21 protein-coding genes are annotated in these 21,671 nt (G+C 63.2%); 11 read left to right on the top strand and 10 right to left on the bottom strand.

Annotated elements, in window-relative coordinates; all coding sequences use genetic code 11:
- Positions 1-24 precede the first annotated feature (24 nt).
- Entirely contained in the window at positions 25-447 is a 423-nt protein-coding gene (locus AB7C87_RS00360) for a hypothetical protein (RefSeq protein ID WP_369727421.1), read from the bottom strand.
- 185 nt (positions 448-632) lie between these two features.
- Positions 633-1,838 carry a methionine adenosyltransferase gene (locus AB7C87_RS00355; RefSeq protein ID WP_369727420.1) on the bottom strand — a complete coding sequence of 402 codons (1,206 nt, stop codon included), beginning with the start codon at positions 1,836-1,838 and terminating at the stop codon, positions 633-635.
- Between the two features lie 402 nt (positions 1,839-2,240).
- Here AB7C87_RS00355 and AB7C87_RS00350 point away from each other — a divergent pair, with 402 nt between their 5' ends.
- The 4 genes from AB7C87_RS00350 (at position 2,241) to glnA (ending at position 6,063) form a co-directional block, all read left to right on the top strand.
- Entirely contained in the window at positions 2,241-2,711 is a 471-nt protein-coding gene (locus tag AB7C87_RS00350) for a 6-pyruvoyl trahydropterin synthase family protein (RefSeq protein ID WP_369727419.1), read from the top strand.
- 1 nt (position 2,712) lies between these two features.
- The gene (locus AB7C87_RS00345; protein WP_369727418.1) at positions 2,713-3,510 is read left to right on the top strand and encodes a 7-carboxy-7-deazaguanine synthase QueE; all 798 of its coding nucleotides are present in this window, start codon (positions 2,713-2,715) and stop codon (positions 3,508-3,510) included.
- Between the two features lie 9 nt (positions 3,511-3,519).
- Positions 3,520-4,296, top strand: a complete 777-nt coding sequence (gene queC / locus AB7C87_RS00340) for a 7-cyano-7-deazaguanine synthase QueC (protein ID WP_369727417.1) — start codon at positions 3,520-3,522, stop codon at positions 4,294-4,296.
- 411 nt (positions 4,297-4,707) lie between these two features.
- Entirely contained in the window at positions 4,708-6,063 is a 1,356-nt protein-coding gene (gene glnA, locus AB7C87_RS00335) for a type I glutamate--ammonia ligase (RefSeq protein ID WP_369727416.1), read from the top strand.
- 250 nt (positions 6,064-6,313) lie between these two features.
- Here glnA and AB7C87_RS00330 read toward each other — a convergent pair whose 3' ends face one another.
- From AB7C87_RS00330 to AB7C87_RS00320, 3 genes are all read right to left on the bottom strand, one after another.
- A complete protein-coding gene (locus tag AB7C87_RS00330) occupies positions 6,314-6,547 on the bottom strand; it encodes a MarR family transcriptional regulator (protein ID WP_369727415.1) in 234 nt (77 codons plus the stop codon).
- A gap of 86 nt (positions 6,548-6,633) precedes the next feature.
- Entirely contained in the window at positions 6,634-7,359 is a 726-nt protein-coding gene (locus AB7C87_RS00325) for an SDR family oxidoreductase (protein WP_369727414.1), read from the bottom strand.
- 172 nt (positions 7,360-7,531) lie between these two features.
- Complete coding sequence (locus tag AB7C87_RS00320; protein ID WP_369727412.1) at positions 7,532-7,981, bottom strand: response regulator; 450 nt, start codon at positions 7,979-7,981, stop codon at positions 7,532-7,534.
- Between the two features lie 221 nt (positions 7,982-8,202).
- Here AB7C87_RS00320 and AB7C87_RS00315 point away from each other — a divergent pair, with 221 nt between their 5' ends.
- Complete coding sequence (locus AB7C87_RS00315; protein ID WP_369727410.1) at positions 8,203-8,865, top strand: glycerophosphodiester phosphodiesterase; 663 nt, start codon at positions 8,203-8,205, stop codon at positions 8,863-8,865.
- A gap of 80 nt (positions 8,866-8,945) precedes the next feature.
- On the opposite strand, the gene AB7C87_RS00310 is transcribed toward AB7C87_RS00315, so the two are convergent.
- Entirely contained in the window at positions 8,946-9,431 is a 486-nt protein-coding gene (locus tag AB7C87_RS00310; protein ID WP_369727408.1) for a dCTP deaminase/dUTPase family protein, read from the bottom strand.
- Positions 9,432-9,495: 64 nt separating this feature from the next.
- Positions 9,496-11,460, bottom strand: a complete 1,965-nt coding sequence (locus AB7C87_RS00305; protein WP_369727406.1) for a histidine kinase N-terminal 7TM domain-containing protein — start codon at positions 11,458-11,460, stop codon at positions 9,496-9,498.
- 168 nt (positions 11,461-11,628) lie between these two features.
- Between AB7C87_RS00305 and AB7C87_RS00300 the strand changes: the two genes are divergently transcribed.
- Positions 11,629-12,336 (top strand): O-methyltransferase, encoded by a 708-nt coding sequence (locus AB7C87_RS00300; RefSeq protein WP_369727404.1) that lies wholly within the window; start codon positions 11,629-11,631, stop codon positions 12,334-12,336.
- On the opposite strand, the gene AB7C87_RS00295 is transcribed toward AB7C87_RS00300, so the two are convergent.
- A complete protein-coding gene (locus AB7C87_RS00295; protein WP_369727402.1) occupies positions 12,321-12,779 on the bottom strand; it encodes a hypothetical protein in 459 nt (152 codons plus the stop codon). The two genes, AB7C87_RS00300 and AB7C87_RS00295, sit on opposite strands and share 16 nt — an antisense overlap.
- A gap of 142 nt (positions 12,780-12,921) precedes the next feature.
- On the opposite strand from AB7C87_RS00295, the gene AB7C87_RS00290 reads away from it, so the two are divergent.
- Positions 12,922-14,367, top strand: a complete 1,446-nt coding sequence (locus AB7C87_RS00290; protein ID WP_369727401.1) for an amidase — start codon at positions 12,922-12,924, stop codon at positions 14,365-14,367.
- Between the two features lie 126 nt (positions 14,368-14,493).
- Here the strand turns inward: AB7C87_RS00290 and AB7C87_RS00285 are convergent, their stop codons facing one another.
- Both AB7C87_RS00285 and AB7C87_RS00280 read right to left on the bottom strand, forming a co-directional pair.
- Positions 14,494-17,604 carry a PAS domain S-box protein gene (locus AB7C87_RS00285; RefSeq protein WP_369727400.1) on the bottom strand — a complete coding sequence of 1,037 codons (3,111 nt, stop codon included), beginning with the start codon at positions 17,602-17,604 and terminating at the stop codon, positions 14,494-14,496.
- Positions 17,605-17,682: 78 nt separating this feature from the next.
- On the bottom strand, positions 17,683-18,462 hold the full coding sequence (locus AB7C87_RS00280) for a creatininase family protein (RefSeq protein WP_369727398.1): 780 nt from the start codon (positions 18,460-18,462) through the stop codon (positions 17,683-17,685).
- Between the two features lie 146 nt (positions 18,463-18,608).
- On the opposite strand from AB7C87_RS00280, the gene nikR reads away from it, so the two are divergent.
- The 4 genes from nikR (at position 18,609) to AB7C87_RS00260 (ending at position 21,469) form a co-directional block, all read left to right on the top strand.
- Positions 18,609-19,037, top strand: a complete 429-nt coding sequence (gene nikR / locus AB7C87_RS00275; RefSeq protein WP_369727396.1) for a nickel-responsive transcriptional regulator NikR — start codon at positions 18,609-18,611, stop codon at positions 19,035-19,037.
- Between the two features lie 281 nt (positions 19,038-19,318).
- A complete protein-coding gene (locus AB7C87_RS00270; protein ID WP_369727394.1) occupies positions 19,319-19,696 on the top strand; it encodes a cupin domain-containing protein in 378 nt (125 codons plus the stop codon).
- A 101-nt stretch (positions 19,697-19,797) separates the two neighbouring features.
- Complete coding sequence (locus AB7C87_RS00265) at positions 19,798-20,238, top strand: hypothetical protein (protein ID WP_369728364.1); 441 nt, start codon at positions 19,798-19,800, stop codon at positions 20,236-20,238.
- Positions 20,239-20,317: 79 nt separating this feature from the next.
- The gene (locus AB7C87_RS00260) at positions 20,318-21,469 is read left to right on the top strand and encodes an acyl-CoA dehydrogenase family protein (protein ID WP_369727392.1); all 1,152 of its coding nucleotides are present in this window, start codon (positions 20,318-20,320) and stop codon (positions 21,467-21,469) included.
- Positions 21,470-21,671: the final 202 nt, after the last annotated feature.

The raw sequence follows: 21,671 nt of genomic DNA, 5'->3' as shown, positions 1-21,671 counted from the left end.
CGCGTCGAAGGCGGCGACGTTCGGTTACGTCACGTTCTCCGTGACGTCGTAGCTGCCGCTTGCCTCCCACGAGACGGGACGGGCGACCGCCAGCCCGTCTTCCGTCGCCTGTGCGACGAACGGGTGGGCGAACAGCGGTTCCGAGAACCGATCGAAGAGCGCACTCGTCCACCAGTCGTTAGACTGGAGGGGGCCATCGACCGAGTCGGTCACCGACGGCTCACGGGGTGGTCGATCGACCGTCGGCGGAACGGACGTCACGTAGCCGATCGACGGATCGCCGTCGGTTTCACCGCCTCCGCCGCCGTTACCGCCGGGGTTACCCCTCTCGTCGTTTCGGTTCTCACGCCCGCATCCGGCCAGTCCGGCTGTCCCGGAGCCGACACCTGTCGCCCCGACTCTCCGGAGATACGATCGGCGCGAACACCCTCGTAGCGGTTCCGTCACGGTCGTCTCACTCGAGTGCGACGGTAAAAGAACGCACCCCCGGAGTGTGCATGCCGGTCGGCGTATCGAATTCTCGGTCGGTCGAACTGTCGGCCACTGCGTCGGGTATTCGGCAAAGATCGTGGAAACGCATCGCTCGAGGGTGTGGTCGCGTCGGAACGAACGTCAACGAGCGGCCGAGTCCGTCAGAACGTCGAGAGGTCGCCGTCGATCACGCGACGCGTGATCCCGGTGACGTCGGCGAGTTCGCGGTCGACGATCGCTTCGATCTCGTCCTCGACGTCGGCGAGGTCGACGCCCTCGGCGGTGACGACGTGGACGTCTGCCACGTGTGGCTCGTCGATCGGGCGGCCGATCTGGGAGAGGAGTCGGACCCGCAGGTCGCGGATGCCGTCGACCTCGCTGACGACGGCCTCGGCGATTTCGGTCGAGAGCAGGTTGTAGATCTTCCCGATGTGGTTGACCGGGTTCTTTCCGCTGGTCGCTTCCATCGACATCGATCGGTTAGGCGTGATGAGGCCGTTCGCACGGTTGCCGCGACCGACGGAGCCGTCGTCGCCCTGTTCGGCGGAGGTGCCGGTGACGGTGAGATAGATCGAGCCCTCCTCGTAGTCGTCGGCGGTGTTGACGTGGACCTCGACGTTACGATCGGTGTGTTCGCTCGCGACCTCGGCGACGAATTCGCGAACCGACTCGACGGCCTCGGCGTACTCGTCCAAGTCGGCAATATACTCGTCGATCATCGCCGCCGCGACGGTGACGTCGATCGTATCGCCCTCGCGTTTGCCCATGAGCTTCACGTCCGGGCCGAGATACGGATTCTCCTCGGCGAACTCGTCGTTGAGCCGCGATTCGGCCTCGTGGACGATCCGCTCGGTCTCCGTCAGCGGCGCGTGCCCGACACCGAAGCTCGTATCGTTTGCCATCGGAACCGATACCTCGTCCTCGCCGAAGACCTCCTGTAAATCACCGCTTCCCTCGCCGAGTTTCACGTCGACGACGATGTCCTCGCCGAACTCGAGTTGCGGGATCGTCTCCTCTATGTACTCGCGGGCGGCGCGTAACGCGATCGTTTCGGTGGGGATCGTCTGGCCGTCGTAGCGTTTGGTCGCGCGGCCGACGATCAGTAGGTAGATGGGGTCGACGACCTCGCCTCCGCCGAATGCGGGTGCGGCCTCGCCGGCGACGAGTTGCGTCTCGTCGGTGTTAAAGTGAAGCACCGTCCCAACTCGCTCCAGATACGCGCGGGCGAGCGCACTGGCGACGCTCTCTGCAACGCCGTCACAGATCGAATCGGGGTGGCCGATTCCCTTTCGCTCGACGATTTCGACTTCTTGGTCCTCGACTGCCTGACGGTCGATCGGCTCGACCCGAATGTTCCGCTCGCTCATTACTCGACGTTAGGGAGACGACATTCTATAACTTGCGGAAACCGATTTTTGCGATAATATACACGGGAGTAATCTGGTCGCAATCGGTGACAGTATCCCACCGAATCGCACCTCTCTCGTTCATCGTACGTGATGGGCTCTCCGGACCGATCGGCGATGTGGTAGCTCTCTCACGTCGAGTATCGTGTCACAACTGAAAGAACATACACACTAGTCGCAAAACGGGCGTGCGATCAGGTGTGCATTGACGTGGGGTGGCTACGATCGCAGTCGTCGCGACGATTCTCACCGTTCTCACTCGAGCGGCCACATGACCGGTGTTGACCGCCAGTTCTCGAGGGAGAGTGCATCGAGCGAAGACGGTTACTATAGCTTTAAGTATTCCAGCGATAATACCCAGGTATGTCCCCAGGATCACTCGAAGAAGATAGTTCGACGGCCAACGAGACGGTCGCCGGAACCCGACGAACGATTCACGTCGGTCACGATCGACCGATCAGAATCAGTACCGGACATCGGCTCCTCCACCACGATGGCAAGTGCTTTCGCCCGCACGGACACAACTACGAAATCGCCGTCACACTCGAGGGAGAACTCACCGCCGAGGGCTGGATCGTCGACAAAGGCGACGTCACGGACGTCATCGAGGAGTGGGACCACGCGTTCCTCGTAGAGCGTGGCGATCCACTGATCGACGCGTTCCGTGAGACCGGCGACGGTGACGCCGTCGTCGTCCTCGAGCACCCGCCGACCGCGGAAGTGATGAGCGTCGTCTTAGAGCAGAAACTCGCGGACGCCCTTCCAGAGAACGTCCACAGGGTTTCGGTACAGGTGGACGAAACGCGCGAACTTCGCGGGGGGAACGCCCACTGAGATGCCCGTTTCCGATACCGCCGGCGACGCCGACCGTGTCGACGACCGAACGGCCGAGCGGGTGGGTGAAGACGGGGCCCTTCCGGTCAACGAGCTCTTTTGTTCCCTCCAGGGGGAGGGAAAACTCGCCGGCGTCCCCTCGGCGTTCGTCCGGACGAGCGGCTGTAACCTCCGCTGTTGGTTCTGTGACTCCTATCACACCTCCTGGGAACCGACCCACGCGTGGGTCGGACTCGAGGAGATCGTCGCCGAAGTCGAATCGCACGCGGTCGACCACGTCGTGTTGACCGGCGGCGAACCCCTGATCCACGACTCGAGCGCCGATCTTCTCGCGGAACTCGCCCGAAGGGGGTATCACACCACCGTCGAGACGAACGGAACGATCTACCGGGACGCGCCGATCGACCTCGCCTCGATCAGTCCGAAACTCGCGAACAGCACGCCGACGCCGGATCGCACACCGACGAACGACGGAGCGGGCGACTGGGAATCTCGCCACGAGGACGCACGAATCGATCTCGAGGCGCTCTCGAAACTCGTCGAATCGACCGCATTTCAGCTCAAGTTCGTCGTCACCGGCGAGGACGACATGGCGGAGATCCTCGAACTGCTCTCCGCGCTTCGAGACGCGACCGACGCGACGATTCGGGACGAGGACGTCCTCCTGATGCCCGAGGGTGCCACCCGAGAACGGCTCGCGGAGACGCGGACCCGCGTCGCGGAACTCGCGTTAGCCCACGGGTTTCGGTACACGCCACGATTACACGTCGACCTCTGGAACGATGCTCCCGAACGGTGATGACTACCGATGACCGACCACACTGATACGCACACCGACGCCAGCACCGACCCCGATTCCGACTCGCTCAGCCGGTCCGACGGCGACGACCGCCCCGGAGCAGTCGTCCTCCTCTCCGGCGGGATGGACAGCGCCACGGCGGCCTACGAGGCACGCGACCGGGGCTACGACGTCTACGCCCTACACACCACCTACGGACAGCGAACCGAAGACCGCGAACTCGAGTGTGCCCGAGCGATCGCCGCGGAACTCGAGGCGGCCGACTTTCTCCGCGTCGAGACGGGCCACTTGGCCGAGATCGGTGCCTCGAGTCTCACAGACGACGCGATGGCCGTCGAGGACGCCGACGTCGACCGCGACGAGATTCCGTCGTCGTACGTCCCCTTCCGGAACGCGAACCTGCTCTCGATGGCCGTCTCTTATGCGGAAGCCACGGACTGCGAGGCCGTCTTCGTCGGCGCCCACAGCGAGGATTTCTCGGGATATCCGGACTGCCGGCCGGCGTTTTTCGACGCCTTCGAACGCGTCGTCGACGCCGGAACGAAACCCGAAACCGAGATCTCCATCGAAGCACCGTTCGTCGACCGATCGAAGACCGAAATCGCAAAGCGGGGGATCGATCTCGCGGTGCCGTTCGAATCCACGTGGAGCTGTTACCGGGAGAATCGGCCCGCCTGTGGAACCTGTGACGCCTGTGCCTACCGATTACAGGCGTTTCAGCGACTCAGCGTTCGGGATCCGATCGAGTACGCCGAACGCCCGTCGTACGCCGACCCAAACCGCTGATCTCGCTCCGGTTTCCTCAGTGGCCACCGGACGTCTCGAGGTGCTAGATCACGTTGAGCCGACAGCTTCAGTGTGTCTTTCGAACCCGTCGAGCCGTCCCTACCCTCGTGATGGTGCGATTTGCCGATTTAGCGACCACACTCGACGAACGTGTTCCGATCGGAGCGCCGTGTCGAACACCGTGTTCGAAGTGGTCGATAACCGCCAAACTTCTGTGTGTATGTAAACCTCGTTTCCGGTGAAATAGCTCCGATCGTCAACCTGATGGGGTCGAGTCACACGAATCGTCTGACAAATTCGAAAATGGAATAGTTGAATTGGACAAAAGCACGTTTCATAGCTGTTTCAAGGATATTCGCCCACAACAGTAGAGCTTTAATAGTCGAATCCATTTGTTGATCCGAGCATAAGATGACAGGTGACAACCTGACTTCGGCAGAACAGGCGGTACTGGACGAGATCGAGGAGGAGGACGTCGATTTCCTCCGATTGCAGTTTACCGACATCCTCGGAACGGTCAAGAACGTCGCCGTGCCTGCACGCCAGGCCGAAAAGGCGTTCACCGAGGGCATCTACTTCGACGGCTCTTCGATCGAGGGCTTCGTCCGCATTCAGGAATCGGACATGCGTCTGGTTCCCGATCCGGAGACGTTCGCCATCCTCCCGTGGCGCAACGACGAGGACAGCGCCGCCGGCCGGATGATCTGTGACGTCTACGATACCTCGACCGGTGAGCCGTTCGAGGGCGATCCACGCCGCGTCCTCAAAAACGCCATCGAGCGCGCCGAGGAGATGGGCTACGAGGTCAATTTCGCTCCCGAGCCCGAGTTCTTCATGTTCCAGGAGGACGAGGACGGCTACGCGACGACCGAAACCGCCGACCACGGCGGCTACTTCGACGTCGCACCGAAGGACCTCGCAAGCGACGTCCGTCGGGACATTATTTACGGCCTCGAGGAGATGGGCTTCGAGATCGAAGCCAGCCACCACGAGGTCGCCCGCGGCCAGTACGAGATCAACTTCGAGTACGACGACGCGCTCTCGACGGCCGACAACGTGGCGACGTTCCGCACGGTCGTCCGCGCCATCGCGGCCCAGCACGACCTCCACGCGACGTTCATGCCCAAACCGATTCCGAAGATCAACGGCTCGGGGATGCACACCCACCAGTCGCTGTTCACCGAGGACGGCGAGAACGCGTTCCACGACGAGGACGACGAGTTCAATCTCTCCGATACCGCCCACTCCTACCTCGCGGGTATCTTAGCGCACGCGCCGGCGATCACGGCCATCGCGAACCCGACGGTTAACAGCTACAAACGGCTGGTCCCCGGCTACGAGGCGCCGGTCTACGTCGCCTGGTCCGACCGCAACCGCTCGGCGCTCGTCCGCAAGCCCGCCGCACGCGTCCCCGCGGCCTCTCGCGTCGAACTGCGCTCGCCAGATCCCTCCTGTAATCCGTACCTCGCGTTCGCGGTGATGCTCCACGCCGGACTCGACGGGATCGAGAAGGATCTCGAGTGCCCGGACCCGGTTCGCGAAAACATCTACGAGTTCGACGAGGCCAAACGCGAGGAGTACGGCATCGACACCCTGCCGACGAACCTCGGCGAGGCCGTCGACGCCTTAGAAGCGGACGAGGTCATCTACGAGGCCCTCGGCGAGCACGTCGCCCCGAAGTTCGTCGAAGCGAAGTCCCAGGAGTTCGAGGAGTACCTCGTCGACGTCTCCCAGTGGGAGATCGACCGCTACCTCGAGACCTTCTAAGCGCCCACACGGGCGTTCGATTACGGCAGTAGATGCTCACGCGTCCGTTCGAATCCGGCGGTGATTCATACGGTTTGCTGTAACTATTTTCCGCGACTGCCAGCTCGCGTCAGCGATCGACGGTAATTGACCACAGCAGTCCGCATCAGGCGATCGGTACGGCGAATCCTCATACGGACCGTCGTAAGTCGTTGCCGGTCCGGTCGCAGATAGATCGCAATTACACCGGCAACTCGGGACACGGTCCCACTCAGCCGGCGACGACGTACTCCGATCCGTCTTTCTCGAGGAGTCCAACACTCCTAAGCGAGTGAAGCACGCTCAAGGCGTCGATTTTCTTCAGTGACAGCGTCTCACTCAGTTCGTCGACCGTCGCGCCGCCGGTCGTCTCGAGGTAGAAGTAGACGAGTTTTGCCTGGGCGGATTCGAGCTGGTCGGGAACCGGTTCGATTCGCTCGACTGGCGCGTGCTCCTGTGGACTCATTGTCACCCGAACGGATTTCGTTCGAATATATAACTGTTGGTGGCGGTTGTGTTTATATCGTATGGGGTGGATACATATGTGGTTCGTTAGGCATCACCGTACACCGGCACCGCGCCACCGCTGGTGACGGTCGCACCATCGCTACAGAGAAACGCCATCACGTCGGCGATTTCGGTCGGGTCGACCCAACTGTCGTGATCGGCGTCGGGCATCATTTCGCGGTTCGCCGGTGTATCGATCACGCTCGGCATCACGCAGTTCGCTCGGACGGTTCCGCGGTTCTCCTCGGCGAGTGTCTCGGTCAGCAGTCGGATACCGGCTTTCGTGATCCGGTAGGGGCCGTCGCCTTCTCCTCCCTCGAGCGACGAGCGCGCGCTGACGCTGACGATCGATCCTTCGGATTCTTGTAAGTGGGGGAGGCAGTGTTTCGACGCGAGAAACGCCGTTTTCAGGTTGACGTCCATCAGGAGTTCGAACTCGTCGAGTTCGGTCTCCTCGATCGGGGCGCCACCGCGCCAGGTTCCGGCGACGTTGAGTAGATGATCGATCCGACCGTGGTCGTCGGCGATCTCGGTGACGAGCGCCGAAACGTCGTTTTCGTCGGTCAGATCGGCCCGATAGAACTCGAACTTCGGGTCCCCTTCACGGTCGAGGGGACTGTCGTCGTCGGGTTCGACGACGTCGACACCGCAGACGGTCGCGCCAGCGGCACGGAAGCGATCGACCGCACCACTGCCGAGAGCGCCGCTCGCACCGGTGATCACGGCGACGGTTCCGTCGAACGTCACGTCGAACGCTGTCTGTGCGGACATAGCGGTGAGTAATACGAACTACTGTAAGTCAGTTCTTGGGCAGTCGGAGGCAGGTCAGCGCCGTACCGGGGCGTCGATCCAGTGTGTGATCGGAGGCGTCGACCTGACCACGCAGGGAATCGTCTCGAGGGTGTCCAGCCCGGTGGGGAAAACTGCTCTCGACCCTCGATCGCTACGTTTTCGCAGGCGGAAGCGTCACCTGTTCGAACCAGAACTCGACGACTGCTCTCACCATGGCGCTGTACTCGTCGGGACCGGTCGGTTTCGTCAGATAGGCGTTCGCCGCGAGTTCGTAACTCTCGAGGATGTCTTCGTGGGCGTTCGAACTCGTCAGAACCAACACCGGAAGCCGTGTGAGAACCGGCTCCGCTCGAACGGTTTCGAGGAACTCGAACCCGTTGGTTCGCGGGAGGTTGAGGTCGAGGAGAACGAGATCAGGGAGTGAGCCAGGATCGGTCCCGTTCCGAAGGCCGAGTTTCTCGAGGGCCGTTTCGCCGTCGGTGGCGACGCGGATACGCACGTCGGTCGACAGCTCCTTGAACGCTTCCTGGGTGAGCCGAACGTCGCCGGGGTTGTCCTCGACGAGAAGGATTTCGATCGAGTCCTCGAATCGGTCAGTCATCGTCAGTCACCACGTGCGCCGTCCTCCGAAAACACATACACCTCATTAGACAACGTACTCGTACGCTTCTACCCACGGTATCGGTTTAAGGGTACTTGCTAAAGGCTTTGGAACGAAAGCGCAAACCGCCGCTATCGGACGACGAACCGGTTCTCGACCAACGTTCGATCGGTTCGATCCCGGCAGTATATATTCCCTTCGTCCCTTCGGCTACGTACGGAATGCGACTGATCGCTCATCGCGGATTCGCCTCGGAGTCGCCGGAGAATACGATCGCCGCTGTTCGATCGGCGGCCGAACACGCCGACGCCGTCGAGTTCGACGTCCGCCGGTGTGGGTCCGGGGAACTCGTCGTCATCCACGACGAGACTATCGACCGCGTGACCGGGGGTCTCGGTACGGTCGCCGAGAGTTCCCTCGCTGACCTCAAAACTCACACCGTCCTCGAGTCAGGTGAGCGAATTCCCACGTTAGCGGAGATGCTCACGGTCGTCCCCGACGACGTCGAGGTCAACCTCGAGATGAAAGCACCGGGGATCGCCGCGGACGTCCTCGAGGCGCTAAACGGCGTCGAAAACCGCGTCGTCGCCACGTCGTTTCTCCGCCAGGAGATTCGAACGATGCGCGATCTCGACCCGACCCAACCCACCGGCTTACTCGTCAGCCGAAGACTCGAGTCGCCGGTAACGACGGCGGTCGAGCTCAATTGTGACGTCATCGGCGCGAACTACTGGCGCTGTCTGGGGACGCGACTCGTCCCCCGGGCGAAAGCCGTCGGCCTCGAGGTTCACGCCTGGACGATCGAACGGCCGCTGACCGCGGCGCTACTCGGACTGCGAGGGGTCGACTGTGTCTCTGCGGATCGGCGGCTCTCGCTCAGATGACGGCCGGGTGAAACAGACCAGTCGTCCCGGTCGCACGTTCCGGACGACCAGTCCGGAAACGCGCCGCCGATCGGAAGCGATCACTCCAGGGAATCGACGCTTCCGGAGTCGACCGGCGTGGCGTCGTCACGGGAACCGGTCGGCAGGAGCGTCGAGATGCGGGCGTTCTCCTTGATTCGAACGCCGCCGTCGGCGACGGTGAGCGGGATCAACGGCAGGTGCGATGCGACCAGCACCGACGGGTGCGAGCCGCCGCGTGCCAGCAGTTCGTTTCGGGGTTGCAGTTGGAGCGGTTCCTCGAGGTCGGTGAGAAACTCGTTGTGCTGGACGACGTACTGGCCGCCCGCTAGGTCCCACCAGCCGAACTCGTCGTCGGGATTCCGAAGCGCCGTCGGCACTGGCTCGAGGTCTGCATCCTCGAGTTCGTCGCCGCCGAAATCGATTCGGCCGGGCGATGCGACCTCGTAGACGGCACTGACCGTCAGATCGATTCCGTGTTCGTGAACCTGCGTCGGTTCGTACACCAGGTTGTCGATGTACTCGACGAGGGAATGATCCGCTGACATTTCGCGTGGATGAACGATTCGTAGGCGCAAAAAGGATACCGGTCACGATCTCTCGCGGTTGGAATCACTCGGTCGGCGGATCGACCGGAATTTCGATCGTGATCGACGTCCCGACGCCGGGGGTCGAGTCGACGTCGATCGTCCCGCCGTGTACCGTGACGATCTTCTTACATATTGCCAACCCCATACCGGTCCCGCCGCCGTCACCAGTCCGGTCACCGCGTTCGAAGAGATCGAACACCCGATCGACGTACTCGGGGCCGATCCCGACGCCCGAATCTTGGACGGTGAACAACCATGTGGCGCCGTCTCGCTCCCCAGACATCGTGATCTCCGGGGGCTCGCCGCCACTGTACTCGAGGGCGTTGACGAGCAGGTTCTGGAAGAGCCGTCGAAGCAGGTGGTCGACTCCACGGATCGTCGGCAGATCCTCCACGTCGACCGTCGCGTTCCGGTCGTCGATCTCGAAACGGAGCCCGTCGAGGACCTCCGCGATCAGACGATCGCAGTCGACGGCGCCGAACTCGTTCGTCTCGCGTTGGATCTTGGAGTACGCGAGCAGGTCGGCGATCATCCGCTGGGCTCGCTTTGCGTTCTCCCGTGCGACGTGTACGTACTCCGCGTGTTCGGGATCGAGTTCGTCGACGCTCGGTTCGACGATCGAGAGGGATTGCTCGATCGCTCGAAGGGGTTCCCGAAGGTCGTGTGAAACGACCCCCGCAAACGACTCGAGTTCGGCGTTCGACCGACGCAGGCGATCGAGCGTCTCGTCGATTTCCGCCTGGAGCCGCCGGGTCTCGGTTACGTCGCGAACCACGATCGATCGACCCAGCAGGTCGTCGCCGACACCGAGGATGGGAGTCGAAGAGAGCCGAAGGTGCCGGCGGGTCGCTCCACGGTCGGCGACGAACTCCGCCTCGACGGGAATCTTCTCGTCGGGCGTGACGCTCGAGAGAGACGGATCCACGTCGGCCGATCCATCGGCGGATACGAACTCGAAGCGTGAGGGACCCGCCCTCCCCGAACCGGTTTCTGAGATCGGTTCGGTCGTCGAATCGGGGTCGATCGTGACGCCGCCGTCGGTTCGTTGGGCGGGTTCGTACCGCGTCGGATCGACGAACGTGCCGTCGTCCGGAAACAACGATTCGAACGGGTCGCCGATGACGTCGTCAGGGCCGACCTCGAGCAGACGGCCGGCGGACTCGTTCAGGTCGACGACGCGGTCGTCCGTATCCAGAACGATCATTCCGTCCTGGAGGGTGTCGACGATGAGCGCCCGGGCAACGGGCGACAGGTCGAACAGCCGGTAGTGATAGATCGCGAGGAAGAACAGGAACCCGGAGATCGTGAAGCTAAACGGCGTCGGGTCGACGTACGGGAGAGGTCTGAAGCCGACGTGAAAGAGGACGTTCGTCACACCCGCGACCGCCGCACCGACGATCAGCAATGCGACCTGGCGCCGGTAGACGCGAGGCGACCAGAACAGCAAGTGGGTGAGAACCAGGACTCCGACCGTCATGAGCGCGTAACTGTACGCCGCGTGGGCCCAGAACGCGATGCCGAACTCGTGTTGAGAGACGACGAGGGTCCCGTCGGCGACGTATTTCGTCTCGATCGGCTCTCGAACGAGGTAGTGATAGCGGTTCGTCGAGACGAGCAGGAGGTACCCCGCGGGGACGATCGAGAGACCGAGGATCGTCCGTCGGTTCAACCAGCGGTCTCTGGCGGCGAACTGGAGCGTAAAACACAGCCAGGCGAGGGAAACGATCGCGACTCCGACGTGGTTGGCGTCGGCCCAGAAGCCGATCGTCGCTTCGTTGGCTCCCGCGAGTTGAAACGCGTAGGTAATCGCCCAGAGCGCGGTCCCGGCCATGAGAATGGCGAAGCTACTCGCGCCGGTAACCTCGCGGTTTTGCCAGGCGTAGGCGCCGATCGAGGCCATAATCGAACCTGCGACCAGCAGAATCGGCGAAAACGGCGTGTACTGCCACTCCCACCCGACCGTCTCGAACACTGACGTCTCGTACACTGGGAGACCGGACTACTAAATCCACCGACGTGATACGAGCCACTCCCCCCGACGGGATCCGACTCAGCCACCGACGGGATCCGACCCGGACGTGAGATCGACGACGGGGGCCTTCCCTGCGGATTGGTTCGTGAATACTTCTATGGGCGTTGCATCCCTCTATCGAGTATGGACGTACTCGCAGACGAAATCGTTCGCTTCGTTCGTGCGGTCGGCCCGAAACAGGACGAAACGCTCCGCGAGATGGACGAGTTCGCCCGTACCGAAGGGTTCCCACACGTCGGTCCCGAAGTCGGGGCCTTCCTCCGGTTCGTTGCCCGCTCGAGCGACGCCGAACGCATCTTCGAGTTCGGGTCGGGATACGGCTACTCGGCGTACTGGTTCGCCGATGCCCTCCCCGACGACGGCGAAATCGTCCTCACCGAGGTCGACGAGGACGAACTCGAGTTAGCCAGGACGTACATGGCCGAGGGCGGCTACGACGACTGCGCGCGGTACGAACTCGGTGACGCGATGGAGACCATCGACCGCTACGACGGCCCGTTCGACGTCGTCCTGATCGACCACCAGAAACACCGGTACGTCGACGCGTTCGAAGCCGTCCGGCCAAAGGTTCCCGTCGGCGGCGTGATCGTCGCGGATAACGCGATCACCGCGGCCCCGATCCAGTTCGAGACGCTCCTCGAACTCGTCGCGGGAGACCCGACCGACGAACAGCAAGAACGAGCGGACGGCGAGCGGGACGGACCGCCGGAGCCGAACGAACATACCCGAGGGATCGCGGACTATCTCGAGCAAGTGACCAACGATTCGGCGTTCGAGACGTTCGTGCTTCCGTTAGGGGAGGGGATCGCGGTCAGTTACCGCGTCGAGTAATCCGAGGTCTCTCCCTCGATAATCTGCTCTTCGGCCACCTCGGCGCCGGCCGGGGAACCGTACTCGCGGAAACCGAGAAACGTCGTTGCCGAGCAGGCGACGAACAACGTCGCCCACGTGATCGCCCACAGCGAGAGCGAGAAGGTCGCGGCCGGGGCGGCGATCGCGCCAGCGATGGCGGCGATACCGACTGCGTGAACGCCCGCGATCACCAGAAAACCGATCCAGAACGCGAGTGAGAGGGACGCAAGCGTCCGTCTGGAGACGCGATTTGCGTACTGGGCGACGCAGTAGACGCCAACGATAGCGAGTACTGTGGCACCGGCCGTCGGCACGAATGCGTCGGCGGCGACGTTCGTCCCGCCAGCGACGGCGAAACAGGCGAACGATACAGCCAGCAGCAGTCGATCCGAACGGAGTGTTGTCGGAATCACGTCGTGCACCGCTTTGCTGGCACCTATAGCCGGCCGGATATATAGCTGTTGGCTGGCAGTCGACGGGGTGGGACCGAACCGAGACGAACCCTCGTCCCGTCGGTGCCGGTTTACGCTCCTGCTTAATGCTCGGTGCCGTCGTATGTCGCCTATGTCTTACCGTTCTGCGGTCGAACTCGCCTTCCAGATTAGACACCGCGACCGGTCGCCGGTCGACGTCGTCGAAGCGTGTCTCGAGCGGATCGACGAGCGAAACGACGGCTGTAACGCGTTCGTCACCGTGACGGCAGAACACGCGCGAGATCGTGCGAGAGAAGCCGAGCGGGCCGTCGAGAACGGTGACGCGCTCGGTCCGCTCCACGGGGTCCCCGTCGGGATCAAGGATCTCGTGCCCGTCGCCAACGTGCGGACGACGTTCGGCTCGAAGCCACTCGCCGAGTACGTGCCGACCGACAGTGCGACCGAGGTCACCCGTCTCGAGGCCGCGGGCGCGATCGTCGTCGGGAAGACGAACACTCCCGAGTTCGGTCACAAGGGGACGACGGACAACGGTCTGTTCGGTCCGACCAGCACGCCGTTCGATCCGGATCGAAACGCGGGTGGCTCCTCGGGCGGGAGCGCGGCCGCCGTCGCCGACGGGATGGTCCCGATCGCCACCGGAACCGACGGCGGCGGCTCGATACGCATTCCCGCGGCCTGGTGTGGTGTCTACGGATTCAAACCCACCTACGGGCTCGTTCCGCAGTCGACGCGACCCGATGCCTTCCTCTCGCATACGCCGTTTATTTTCTCAGGGCCGCTCACACGAACGGTCGAGGACGCGGCGTTGATGACCGCCATGATGGCCGGCTACGACGAGCGCGACCCCCTGAGCGTACCGAACACCGATCCGCCGTTGCTCGAGGCCGTCCGCAGTGGCGTCGGTGGGCTTCGAATCGGGTACGTTCCGGAGTTCGACGTCTTCCCGGTCGAACCCCGCGTTCGCGAGGTGGTCGACGACGCCGTCTTCGCGTTCGAGGAAGCCGGTGCGTCCGTCGAGGAGGTCGAACTGAGCATCGACACCACACAGAACGAGCTATCGTCGCTGTGGCTTCGCCAGATCGGCATGCTGTATCAGTCCCAGGTGGAGGGATTCGCCGACCAGGGTATCGACCTCGTGGGCGACCACCGCGACGAACTCACGCCGGCGTTCGTCGACCTCCTCGATCGAACGAGGGATATCAGCGTGAGTGCGTACAAGCGGGACGATCACGTTCGGACGAAAATCTACGACGCGATCTCGAGTGCGCTCGAGTCCTACGACCTCCTCGTGACGCCGACGCTCGCGACGGGGCCGGTCGAGAACGCGAGCGAGGGGAGTACGGTCGGGGCGACCGACGTCGCCGGCGAGTCAGTCGATCCGCTGATCGGCTGGTGTCTGACCTATCCGCTCAACTTCACCGGCCATCCGGCGGCGTCGATCCCGGCTGGATTCGACGAAGACGGTCTCCCGGTCGGGATGCAACTCGTCGGTGACCGCTTCGACGACGAGACGGTTATCACCGCGAGCGCCGTCTTCGAACGGCTTCGTCCATGGGGCGACACGTATCCGGCGTAAGGCGTGAACCTCCTCGCGTAGGGCGGGAAGGGCCTCGACGCAGGACCGAAGGGACGTCCCTCTCGAAAACGCGATCCGATACTCTACCGAGAGGCTGGTTTCGTAGGCCGGCCACGCGACGAGCCGTCACGCGTTCGCCCGACCGACCGCGGGAACGGTAAACGAAAATGTCGAGCCCTCACCCGGTTCGGCATCGACCCAGATTCGACCGCCGTGGCGTTCGACGATTCGCTGACAGAGTGCGAGACCGATTCCCGTCCCGGCGTGTTCCTCGTGGCTGTGGAGTCGCTGGAACACTTCGAAGATTCTGTCGGTCTCTGCGGACTCGATCCCGACACCGTCGTCCCGGACCGAGATCACCCACTCCGATCCCGACCGTTCCGCCCGGATACGTACCTGTGGCGGATCGTCGCCGCTGTACTCGAGGGCGTTCGAGAGCAAATTTTGGACGACCTGGCGCAACTGCCCGCGGTCTCCGCGGACGGTCGGGAGCGGTTCAGCGGTGATCTCGGCGTCGCACTCCGCGATTCGAAACTGGAGATCCTGTAATACGTCCTCGAGGACGGCCTCCAGGTCAGTCGGCTCGAGCGGATCGCCCTGGGTTTCGACGCGCGAGTACTCGAGGAGCCCCTCGATCATCTCCGTCATCCGATCGGCGCCGTCGACCGCGTAGTTGAGAAACTCCTGGCCGTCTTCGTCGAGGCGATCGCCGTACCGCCGATCGATCAGCCGCAGGTAACTCGAGATCATCCGTAACGGCTCCTGGAGATCGTGTGAGGCGGCGTAGGCGAATTGCTCGAGGCGCTCGTTCGACTCCTCGAGCTGTTGCCGTCTCGCCTTTCGTTCCGTGATGTCCCGCACGACGCCGACCCGTTGAGCGCCGTTCTCGAGACCATCCGCGACGGTCGTCACCGTCGCTTCGATCGGAATGCGATCGCCGCCTTTGGTCTCGAGTTCGGCCTCGATGGTGGAGTCGTCCGCCTCACTCGCCGCGGTCGTTCGAGCGAGCGCCACCACTTCCTCGTCGGCGACGATCGAAACGTGTTCCTCGAGCAGTTGGCCAGGGGCGTAACCGGTAAGCTCCGCGTAGGCCTCGTTGACGGCGGTGAACCGGTCGCACTCGTCGATCACGTAGATTCCGTCTTCGACGGTCTCGACGATCGTCTCGTAGGTCAACAGCTCCCGCTCGCGTTCTTTTCTTCGGGTGACGTCGCGAAAATACACCGAGAGGCCGGTTTTGGAGGGATAAGCGGTGACCTCGAACCAGCGATCGACCGCGTCGACCGAGGCCTCGAACTCGACGTGTTTCTGGCTCGCCATCGCCCGGTGAAACTGCTCGCGAATCGTCCCATCGTCGTCCGGGTGAACGTCCCAGATTTTCCGGCCGAGGACGTCACCGTCCGGGTGGCCAACGAGTTCCGCCGCCCGGTCGTTGATGTGGGTGAACGTCCACTCTTCGTCGATCGCGTAGAAGGCGTCCGAGACCCGCCCGAGGATCTCGCTTAGCTCCGTCTCGAGTTCGCTCTTCTTGCGCTCGAGTCGCCGTTCGTGTTCCTTTCGCGTCGTGATGTCCTCACTGACCGTCACGACGCGGTCGAGTTCGCCGTCGGCATCGAAAAGCGGCGCCGCGTTCACCGACAGCCACGTCCGGTCACCAGCGTTACCCTCGACGAATAGTTCGACGTCGAATACCGGTTCGCCGGTCCGCCTGACGCGCGTCGACGGCGTCTCCGCCGGATCGAGTGGATCGCCGCCGACGTCGTACACCTCGAGTTCGAGCGGCGGCCGCGGCTCGGATCGACCGTCGCCGTTCGCCGGAGTTTCGATTCCGAGGACGTTCCGAGTCCGCTCGTTCGTGAGAACGATCTCGCCGTCGTCGTCCTCGACCGTAATCGCGGCGGGCGCCATCCGAAGGAGCTGTTCGGTCTGTGTCCGCTCTCGTTCGATCGTCTGCTCGTGGCGAATGCGATCGAACGTCGCCTCGAGGCTCGATGCGGCGATCTTCGCGATCGAGAGATCGGCGTCGTCGAACGCGCCTCGTTGCTCTGAGCCGATCGTCACGACTCCGTGCTCGCCCAGCGAGAGACAGATCTCGCTTCGGATCGGCGTCTCGCTGTTGAAGACGTCGGGATCGGCTCGAACGTCCGTATAGACGGCGGGGTCTCCCGACTCGAAGACGCGCCAGGCGATCCCCTCGCCCTCCCCGAACGCCGGGATTTGCTCGAACAACTCGGCCGCCGGCTTCGAGACTGCGACCGGCCGAAGTCGCTCGGTCTCCGGCTGATAGAGGTGAATGCCGTTGATCTCGAGTCCGAGAACGTCCCTGATATCGACGGCTGCCCGTTCGGCGACTGCCTCGCGCGAATCTCCCTCGAGCCACTCGGCGACCGCCTCGTGCAGGCGCCGAAGCTGGTACGCGCGCCGGCGCTGATCGGTGACGTCGTAGTAGAGTTCGATCCGACCGCCGGCGTAGAGCCCCGACTCGATCGGCTTGCTCCGGTGTTCGAGCCACCGCTCCTCGCGACCGTCGCCGGGCGTTACGCGACACTCGAAGCGTTCGACGTAGCTGTTGTCGTCGTAGGTCGCACAGACGGTGTCGGCGAACGTCTCCGGTTCCTCGAGACGGTGGCGAACGAGTTCGTCGATCAGCCGCCGTTTGTCCCGTCCGAGGACGTCCGATCGGTCGAATCCGAAGTAGCGCTCTGCGGCCTCGTTCGTCCACGCCACGTCGAACTCGTCGTCGAGAACGAACACGCCGATCTCGGCGTCTTCGAGGATCGTCGTGATCGATTCGGACCCGGCACTCGTCGATCGGTTCGAGTTCGGTTCCGACGCCATCGACTCGCGTTCACGGAAGATCGCGACGGCGCCGTCTTCGCTTCCGTCGGATCCGATCGATCGAAGCCGACACGTGGTCGAAACCGTCGGTCGGTCGGCGTGTTCGAGGTCGACATCGAGTGCCAATCCGCCATCGTCCTCGAGCGAACGGATCGCGTCGTCGAATCGATCGACGTCCGGTTCGGCGAGAACCGCCGTGGCGGGTTCGCCGACGACGTCGATTCGATCGCGTCCGACCAACTCGAGGAACGCTCCGTCGACCGCGACGATCCGACCACGCCCGTCGAGTTGGACGATTCCGCCGTCGATCGCTCCCCGAAGCGCTCGGTCGCACTCGCTCGCCACGGGACCGCGTTCGGCCCACAACCCCGCCTCCGAGGTCGGTGCCCGGTCGTTCATGGAAGAGCCAGGCCACTCAGCGCCATAAGTCCAGCGTCAGTCGGGGACACCACCGAACCAACCGACCACACGGATCGACTACGGCGCGGAATCGGGCTCGAGGTCTGGGTCGGGAAAAAGCCCCTCGAGCGGACGCTCCTCGAGCCACTCGAGTAAGGCCTCGAGTTGGTCCGTCGCGGCCTCGAACAGCTGTCGGCCGATCTCGGGAGTCGCGTCGGTCTGGTCGCCGAAGACGCCGTTCGGGCTGTGTTCGATCGTATCGTAGAACGTCGTCGCCCCGTGGACGCGTTCGGCGTCGTACTCGAACGTCGCCCCGCCGTCGCGGGCGTCCTCGAGTCGACCCGTCCGAACGAGATCGGGAGCGATGTGCATGATCATCGCGGTCTCTTTGGGTCCGCCGTGGGGGCCGGTTACCTCGAACGCGTCGTCGATCAGGTCGGGAATCGACTCGTTCCACATCCACTCGATGGCGAAGGCGGTCTCGTCCTGGTGGAGTCGCCGGCCAACCTCACGGAGGTGGACGACGTTCCCGCCGTGGGCGTTGACGTAGACGACTCGATCGATTCCGTGTGTGGTGAGGTTTCGTGTGAAGCTCTCGACGAAGTCGCGAAACATCGGCGGCTCGACCCACATCGTTCCGGGAAACTGTCGATGGTGACTGCTCACGCCGATCGGAAGCGTCGGCGTACAGAGGTGGCCCGTTCGATCGCTCGCTTCGCGTGCGAGGGCCTCGGCGATGAGGGAGTCGGTTCCCTCGGGGAGGTGTGGCCCGTGTTGTTCGGTCGAGCCGATCGGGACCACGGCGACGGACTCGGTTGCGTCTCCGAGTTCCGGCCAGGTCCGGTGTGGGATGAGCATACCCACCCCTCGGGTCCCACGAACAAAACCTTGTGTGGCCGATCGGCGGCCAACTCCGACGTTTTCGCGACATTCGGCGTGCTGGATAACGGTCTATCGGCCGTTCGATGATAAGGCTTAATAGTTTTGTTCCACTGAGTTATTATATGGCAGTCGTAAGCGTCTCGATGCCCGACGAACTCCTCGAGCGGTTAGACCAGTTCGCCGAAGAGCACGGCTACACCGGTCGAAGCGAGGTCGTCAGGGAAGCATCGCGAAATCTCTTGGGCGAGTTCGAGGACACCCGACTCGAGGACCGTGAGCTGATGGGCATCGTCACGGTGTTGTTCGATTACGAGACGACGAGCGTCGAAGAACGCATGATGCACCTGCGTCACGAACACGAGGAACTCGTCGCCTCGAACTTCCACAGCCACGTCGGCGACCACTACTGTATGGAACTGTTCGTCCTCGAGGGCGACCTCGAGGATATTTCGACGTTCGTCGGCAAGATTCGTGCGACCAAGGACGCACTCACCGTCGATTACTCCGTGATCCCCGTCGACGACTTCGATCCGATCTCACAGGATCACTGATGCGATAGTAACCTCACGTCATTCGTTAGCACAACACTTTTGTCGTCGTCGAAACGAATACACATCGATTCCCAATGTCAGTCTGTTGTGAACCAGCGTGTACGTGTGACTCGGTCTGTTCGTGTGGCGAAGATTGCGACTGCGATCACTGTTAGCCCGCGCATCGACGCGGCCGAGGAAACGGATAGCCGTCGGCGAACTGTGCCGAGGCGGACGTTGCTTCGGGACAGCGCTCGTGGCGGAACGCGTAGTTTTACTGTCGTCCCGCCGAAGGATACCGTATGTCTTACCGGAAGGTGAACTACGAGGACGTCGATCAGGTCTCGAGTGCGATGCACTTTCTCAGCGATCCGCTCGAGACCGAACAGGTCGGCGTGACGGTGGCACGCTGTGATCCGGGCTGGAAGAGCAAAGCACACGATCACACGAACAACGACCACGAGGAGGTGTACGTCTTGATCGAAGGTGAGGCGACGGTCGTCGTCGACGACGACCCGGTCGAGATGGAGACCGGCGACGCGCTCTGGATCCCACCCAAGTCGACTCGACAGATCCACAACGGCGACGACGAGAGCGCGTTCGTCCTCGTCAGCGCCCCGAGCATCGGCGACGACGACGGTGACGGCGGCGAGTGGCTCCTCTCGGGATTCGCCGGGTGACGCGCACCGAGTCGGTCTCTCGGTCCAGCGGACCGTATTAGTGAATCGGTGTCGTCGTCGTAAGCGGGTGATCAGCGATCTACTCGACACACCACGCGGCGATCTCGCTCGTCGTCTCGAGCGTTCTCGTCTACGTCCTCGCGCCGTTTTCCCTCTTCGGTTACGCCGTTCCAGCCCTCGCCGTCGTCGTCTACGGAACGCTTCTCGGCGTGTTCGTCGACCTCGATCACTTTCTCATCGCCCGCGTGAAGACCGGCGACTGGGCCGCGGTGCGGTTCTGCCTCGCCAACCCGATCGCGGCGGTCGTCGACCAGCATCGAATCTTCGACCGCGGCGACGTCGGCGTCCTCTCTCGCTTACTGAGTCATCTGGTGATCGTCGGCGTCCTCGTTCCGCTACTCGCACTCGAGAGCGTCGCGTTCGCGATTCTCACGGGCGTCGTCCTCTACGTCCACGTCGTCTGTGACGTCGCCTGGGACGTCTGGCGACTGCGCCACGAGGCCGACCCAGTGGCCGATCGGGAACGTCGAGTCCGCGGGTGACGACCGTCTCTCGAATTCACGCTCGAGAGTGTGGGAACCGACCCCGGCCTATATTCCCCTTCGTGTGGAGCGAAGAGACATGAACCTGCTCGACGACGGCATCGTCCCGGAGCATGCACGCGAGGTCAAAGCCGAGGCCCGCGAGTTCGCCCAGGAGCACGTCGAACCGAACGCCCGCGAGTACTTCCAGTCGGGCGAGTATCCCCACGAAATCCTCGAGGCGGGCCAGGACGCCGGACTCGTCGCACAAGACATTCCCGAGGAGTGGGGCGGACGGGGACTCGACCTCCCGCAGTTGCTCGCCGTCACGGAGGAGTTCTACCGGGCTGATGCGGGCATCGCCCTGACCCTCCAGTTGGCAAGTTTCGGCTGTGAGATTACCTACGACTACGGCTCAGACGAGCAGTGTGCGGAGTACGTCCGACCGGTCGCGGAGGGCGACCAGCTCTCGGGGCTTGCGGTATCGGAACCCGAGACGGGAAGCGACCTCGCCGGGATGGAAACCCGCGCCGAAAAAGAGGGTGACGAGTACGTCATAAACGGCGAGAAATACTGGATCGGCAACGGCGTCGAAGCCGACTGGATCACCCTCTACGCCCGAACCGGCGACGACGAAACCAATCGGTACGGCAACCACTCGATGTTCATCGTGCCGACCGACGCCGACGGCTACGAGGCAGAACACATCCCCGAGAAGATGGCGATGCGTGCCTCGAAGCAGGCACACATCACGTTCGAGGACTGCCGGATCCCCGAGGAGAACCTGATCGGCACCGAGGGGGCCGGCTTCTGGATGCTCGCCGAGTTCTTCAATCACGGGCGGGTCGTCGTCTCCGGCCACGGGCTGGGCCTCGCCGCGGCCGCCATCGAGGAAGCCTGGGCGTTCACCCACGACCGCGAGGAGTTCGGCCGGACGATCAACGAGTTTCAGGCGGTTCAACACGCCCTCGCCGACATGCTGATCGACTTCGAGCGGGCTCGAGCGCTCTCCTGGCGAGCCTGTGAAAACGTCGCTCGAGGCGACCGTGCGGGCTACTGGGCGGCGCTGGCCAAGACGAACGCGACGGAAGCGGCCGTCGACGTCTCCGAGCGCAGTATGCAACTCCACGGCGGCCGATCGGTTCTCGATCGGCGACGAATCGCACGCGTCTACCGCGACGCACGCATTCCGGTCATCTACGAGGGGGCAAACGAGATCCAGCGGAACCTGATCTACCGACAGGGGTCGTAGCGAAATTCCCGCAGACGTGAGGTGAGCCACAGACGACCATCCGCCGGTCGACGGACCACCTCGCCTGCGATCAGCGGGCCACCTCGCCTGCGATCAGCGGGCCACCTCGCCTGCGATCGGCGGACCACCTCGCCTGCGATCGGCGGATCCGTTCGTGTGCCGAAAGAACAATCCGTCCCGACGAGAACCATCTTCCAGAGAC

It is taken from the genome of Natrarchaeobius versutus, from assembly GCF_041205745.1.
Lineage (GTDB): Archaea > Halobacteriota > Halobacteria > Halobacteriales > Natrialbaceae > Natrarchaeobius > Natrarchaeobius versutus.
Note: the sequence above shows the minus strand (reverse complement) of the source record. Positions and strands in the feature narration are given on the sequence as shown.

Excerpts from the sequence above, each read along its gene's own strand:
- AB7C87_RS00310 (WP_369727408.1), bottom strand. The coding sequence starts at position 9,431 with ATGTCAGCGGATCATTCCCTCGTCGAGTACATCGACAACCTGGTGTAC.
- AB7C87_RS00280 (WP_369727398.1), bottom strand. The coding sequence starts at position 18,462 with ATGCTCATCCCACACCGGACCTGGCCGGAACTCGGAGACGCAACCGAG.
- AB7C87_RS00270 (WP_369727394.1), top strand. The coding sequence starts at position 19,319 with ATGTCTTACCGGAAGGTGAACTACGAGGACGTCGATCAGGTCTCGAGT.
- AB7C87_RS00325 (WP_369727414.1), bottom strand. The coding sequence starts at position 7,359 with ATGTCCGCACAGACAGCGTTCGACGTGACGTTCGACGGAACCGTCGCC.
- AB7C87_RS00330 (WP_369727415.1), bottom strand. The coding sequence starts at position 6,547 with ATGAGTCCACAGGAGCACGCGCCAGTCGAGCGAATCGAACCGGTTCCC.
- AB7C87_RS00350 (WP_369727419.1), top strand. The coding sequence starts at position 2,241 with ATGTCCCCAGGATCACTCGAAGAAGATAGTTCGACGGCCAACGAGACG.
- AB7C87_RS00290 (WP_369727401.1), top strand. The coding sequence starts at position 12,922 with ATGTCTTACCGTTCTGCGGTCGAACTCGCCTTCCAGATTAGACACCGC.
- AB7C87_RS00345 (WP_369727418.1), top strand. The coding sequence starts at position 2,713 with ATGCCCGTTTCCGATACCGCCGGCGACGCCGACCGTGTCGACGACCGA.
- AB7C87_RS00320 (WP_369727412.1), bottom strand. The coding sequence starts at position 7,981 with ATGACTGACCGATTCGAGGACTCGATCGAAATCCTTCTCGTCGAGGAC.
- AB7C87_RS00355 (WP_369727420.1), bottom strand. The coding sequence starts at position 1,838 with ATGAGCGAGCGGAACATTCGGGTCGAGCCGATCGACCGTCAGGCAGTC.
- AB7C87_RS00285 (WP_369727400.1), bottom strand. The coding sequence starts at position 17,604 with ATGAACGACCGGGCACCGACCTCGGAGGCGGGGTTGTGGGCCGAACGC.
- AB7C87_RS00300 (WP_369727404.1), top strand. The coding sequence starts at position 11,629 with ATGGACGTACTCGCAGACGAAATCGTTCGCTTCGTTCGTGCGGTCGGC.
- AB7C87_RS00315 (WP_369727410.1), top strand. The coding sequence starts at position 8,203 with ATGCGACTGATCGCTCATCGCGGATTCGCCTCGGAGTCGCCGGAGAAT.
- glnA (WP_369727416.1), top strand. The coding sequence starts at position 4,708 with ATGACAGGTGACAACCTGACTTCGGCAGAACAGGCGGTACTGGACGAG.
- nikR (WP_369727396.1), top strand. The coding sequence starts at position 18,609 with ATGGCAGTCGTAAGCGTCTCGATGCCCGACGAACTCCTCGAGCGGTTA.
- queC (WP_369727417.1), top strand. The coding sequence starts at position 3,520 with ATGACCGACCACACTGATACGCACACCGACGCCAGCACCGACCCCGAT.
- AB7C87_RS00260 (WP_369727392.1), top strand. The coding sequence starts at position 20,318 with ATGAACCTGCTCGACGACGGCATCGTCCCGGAGCATGCACGCGAGGTC.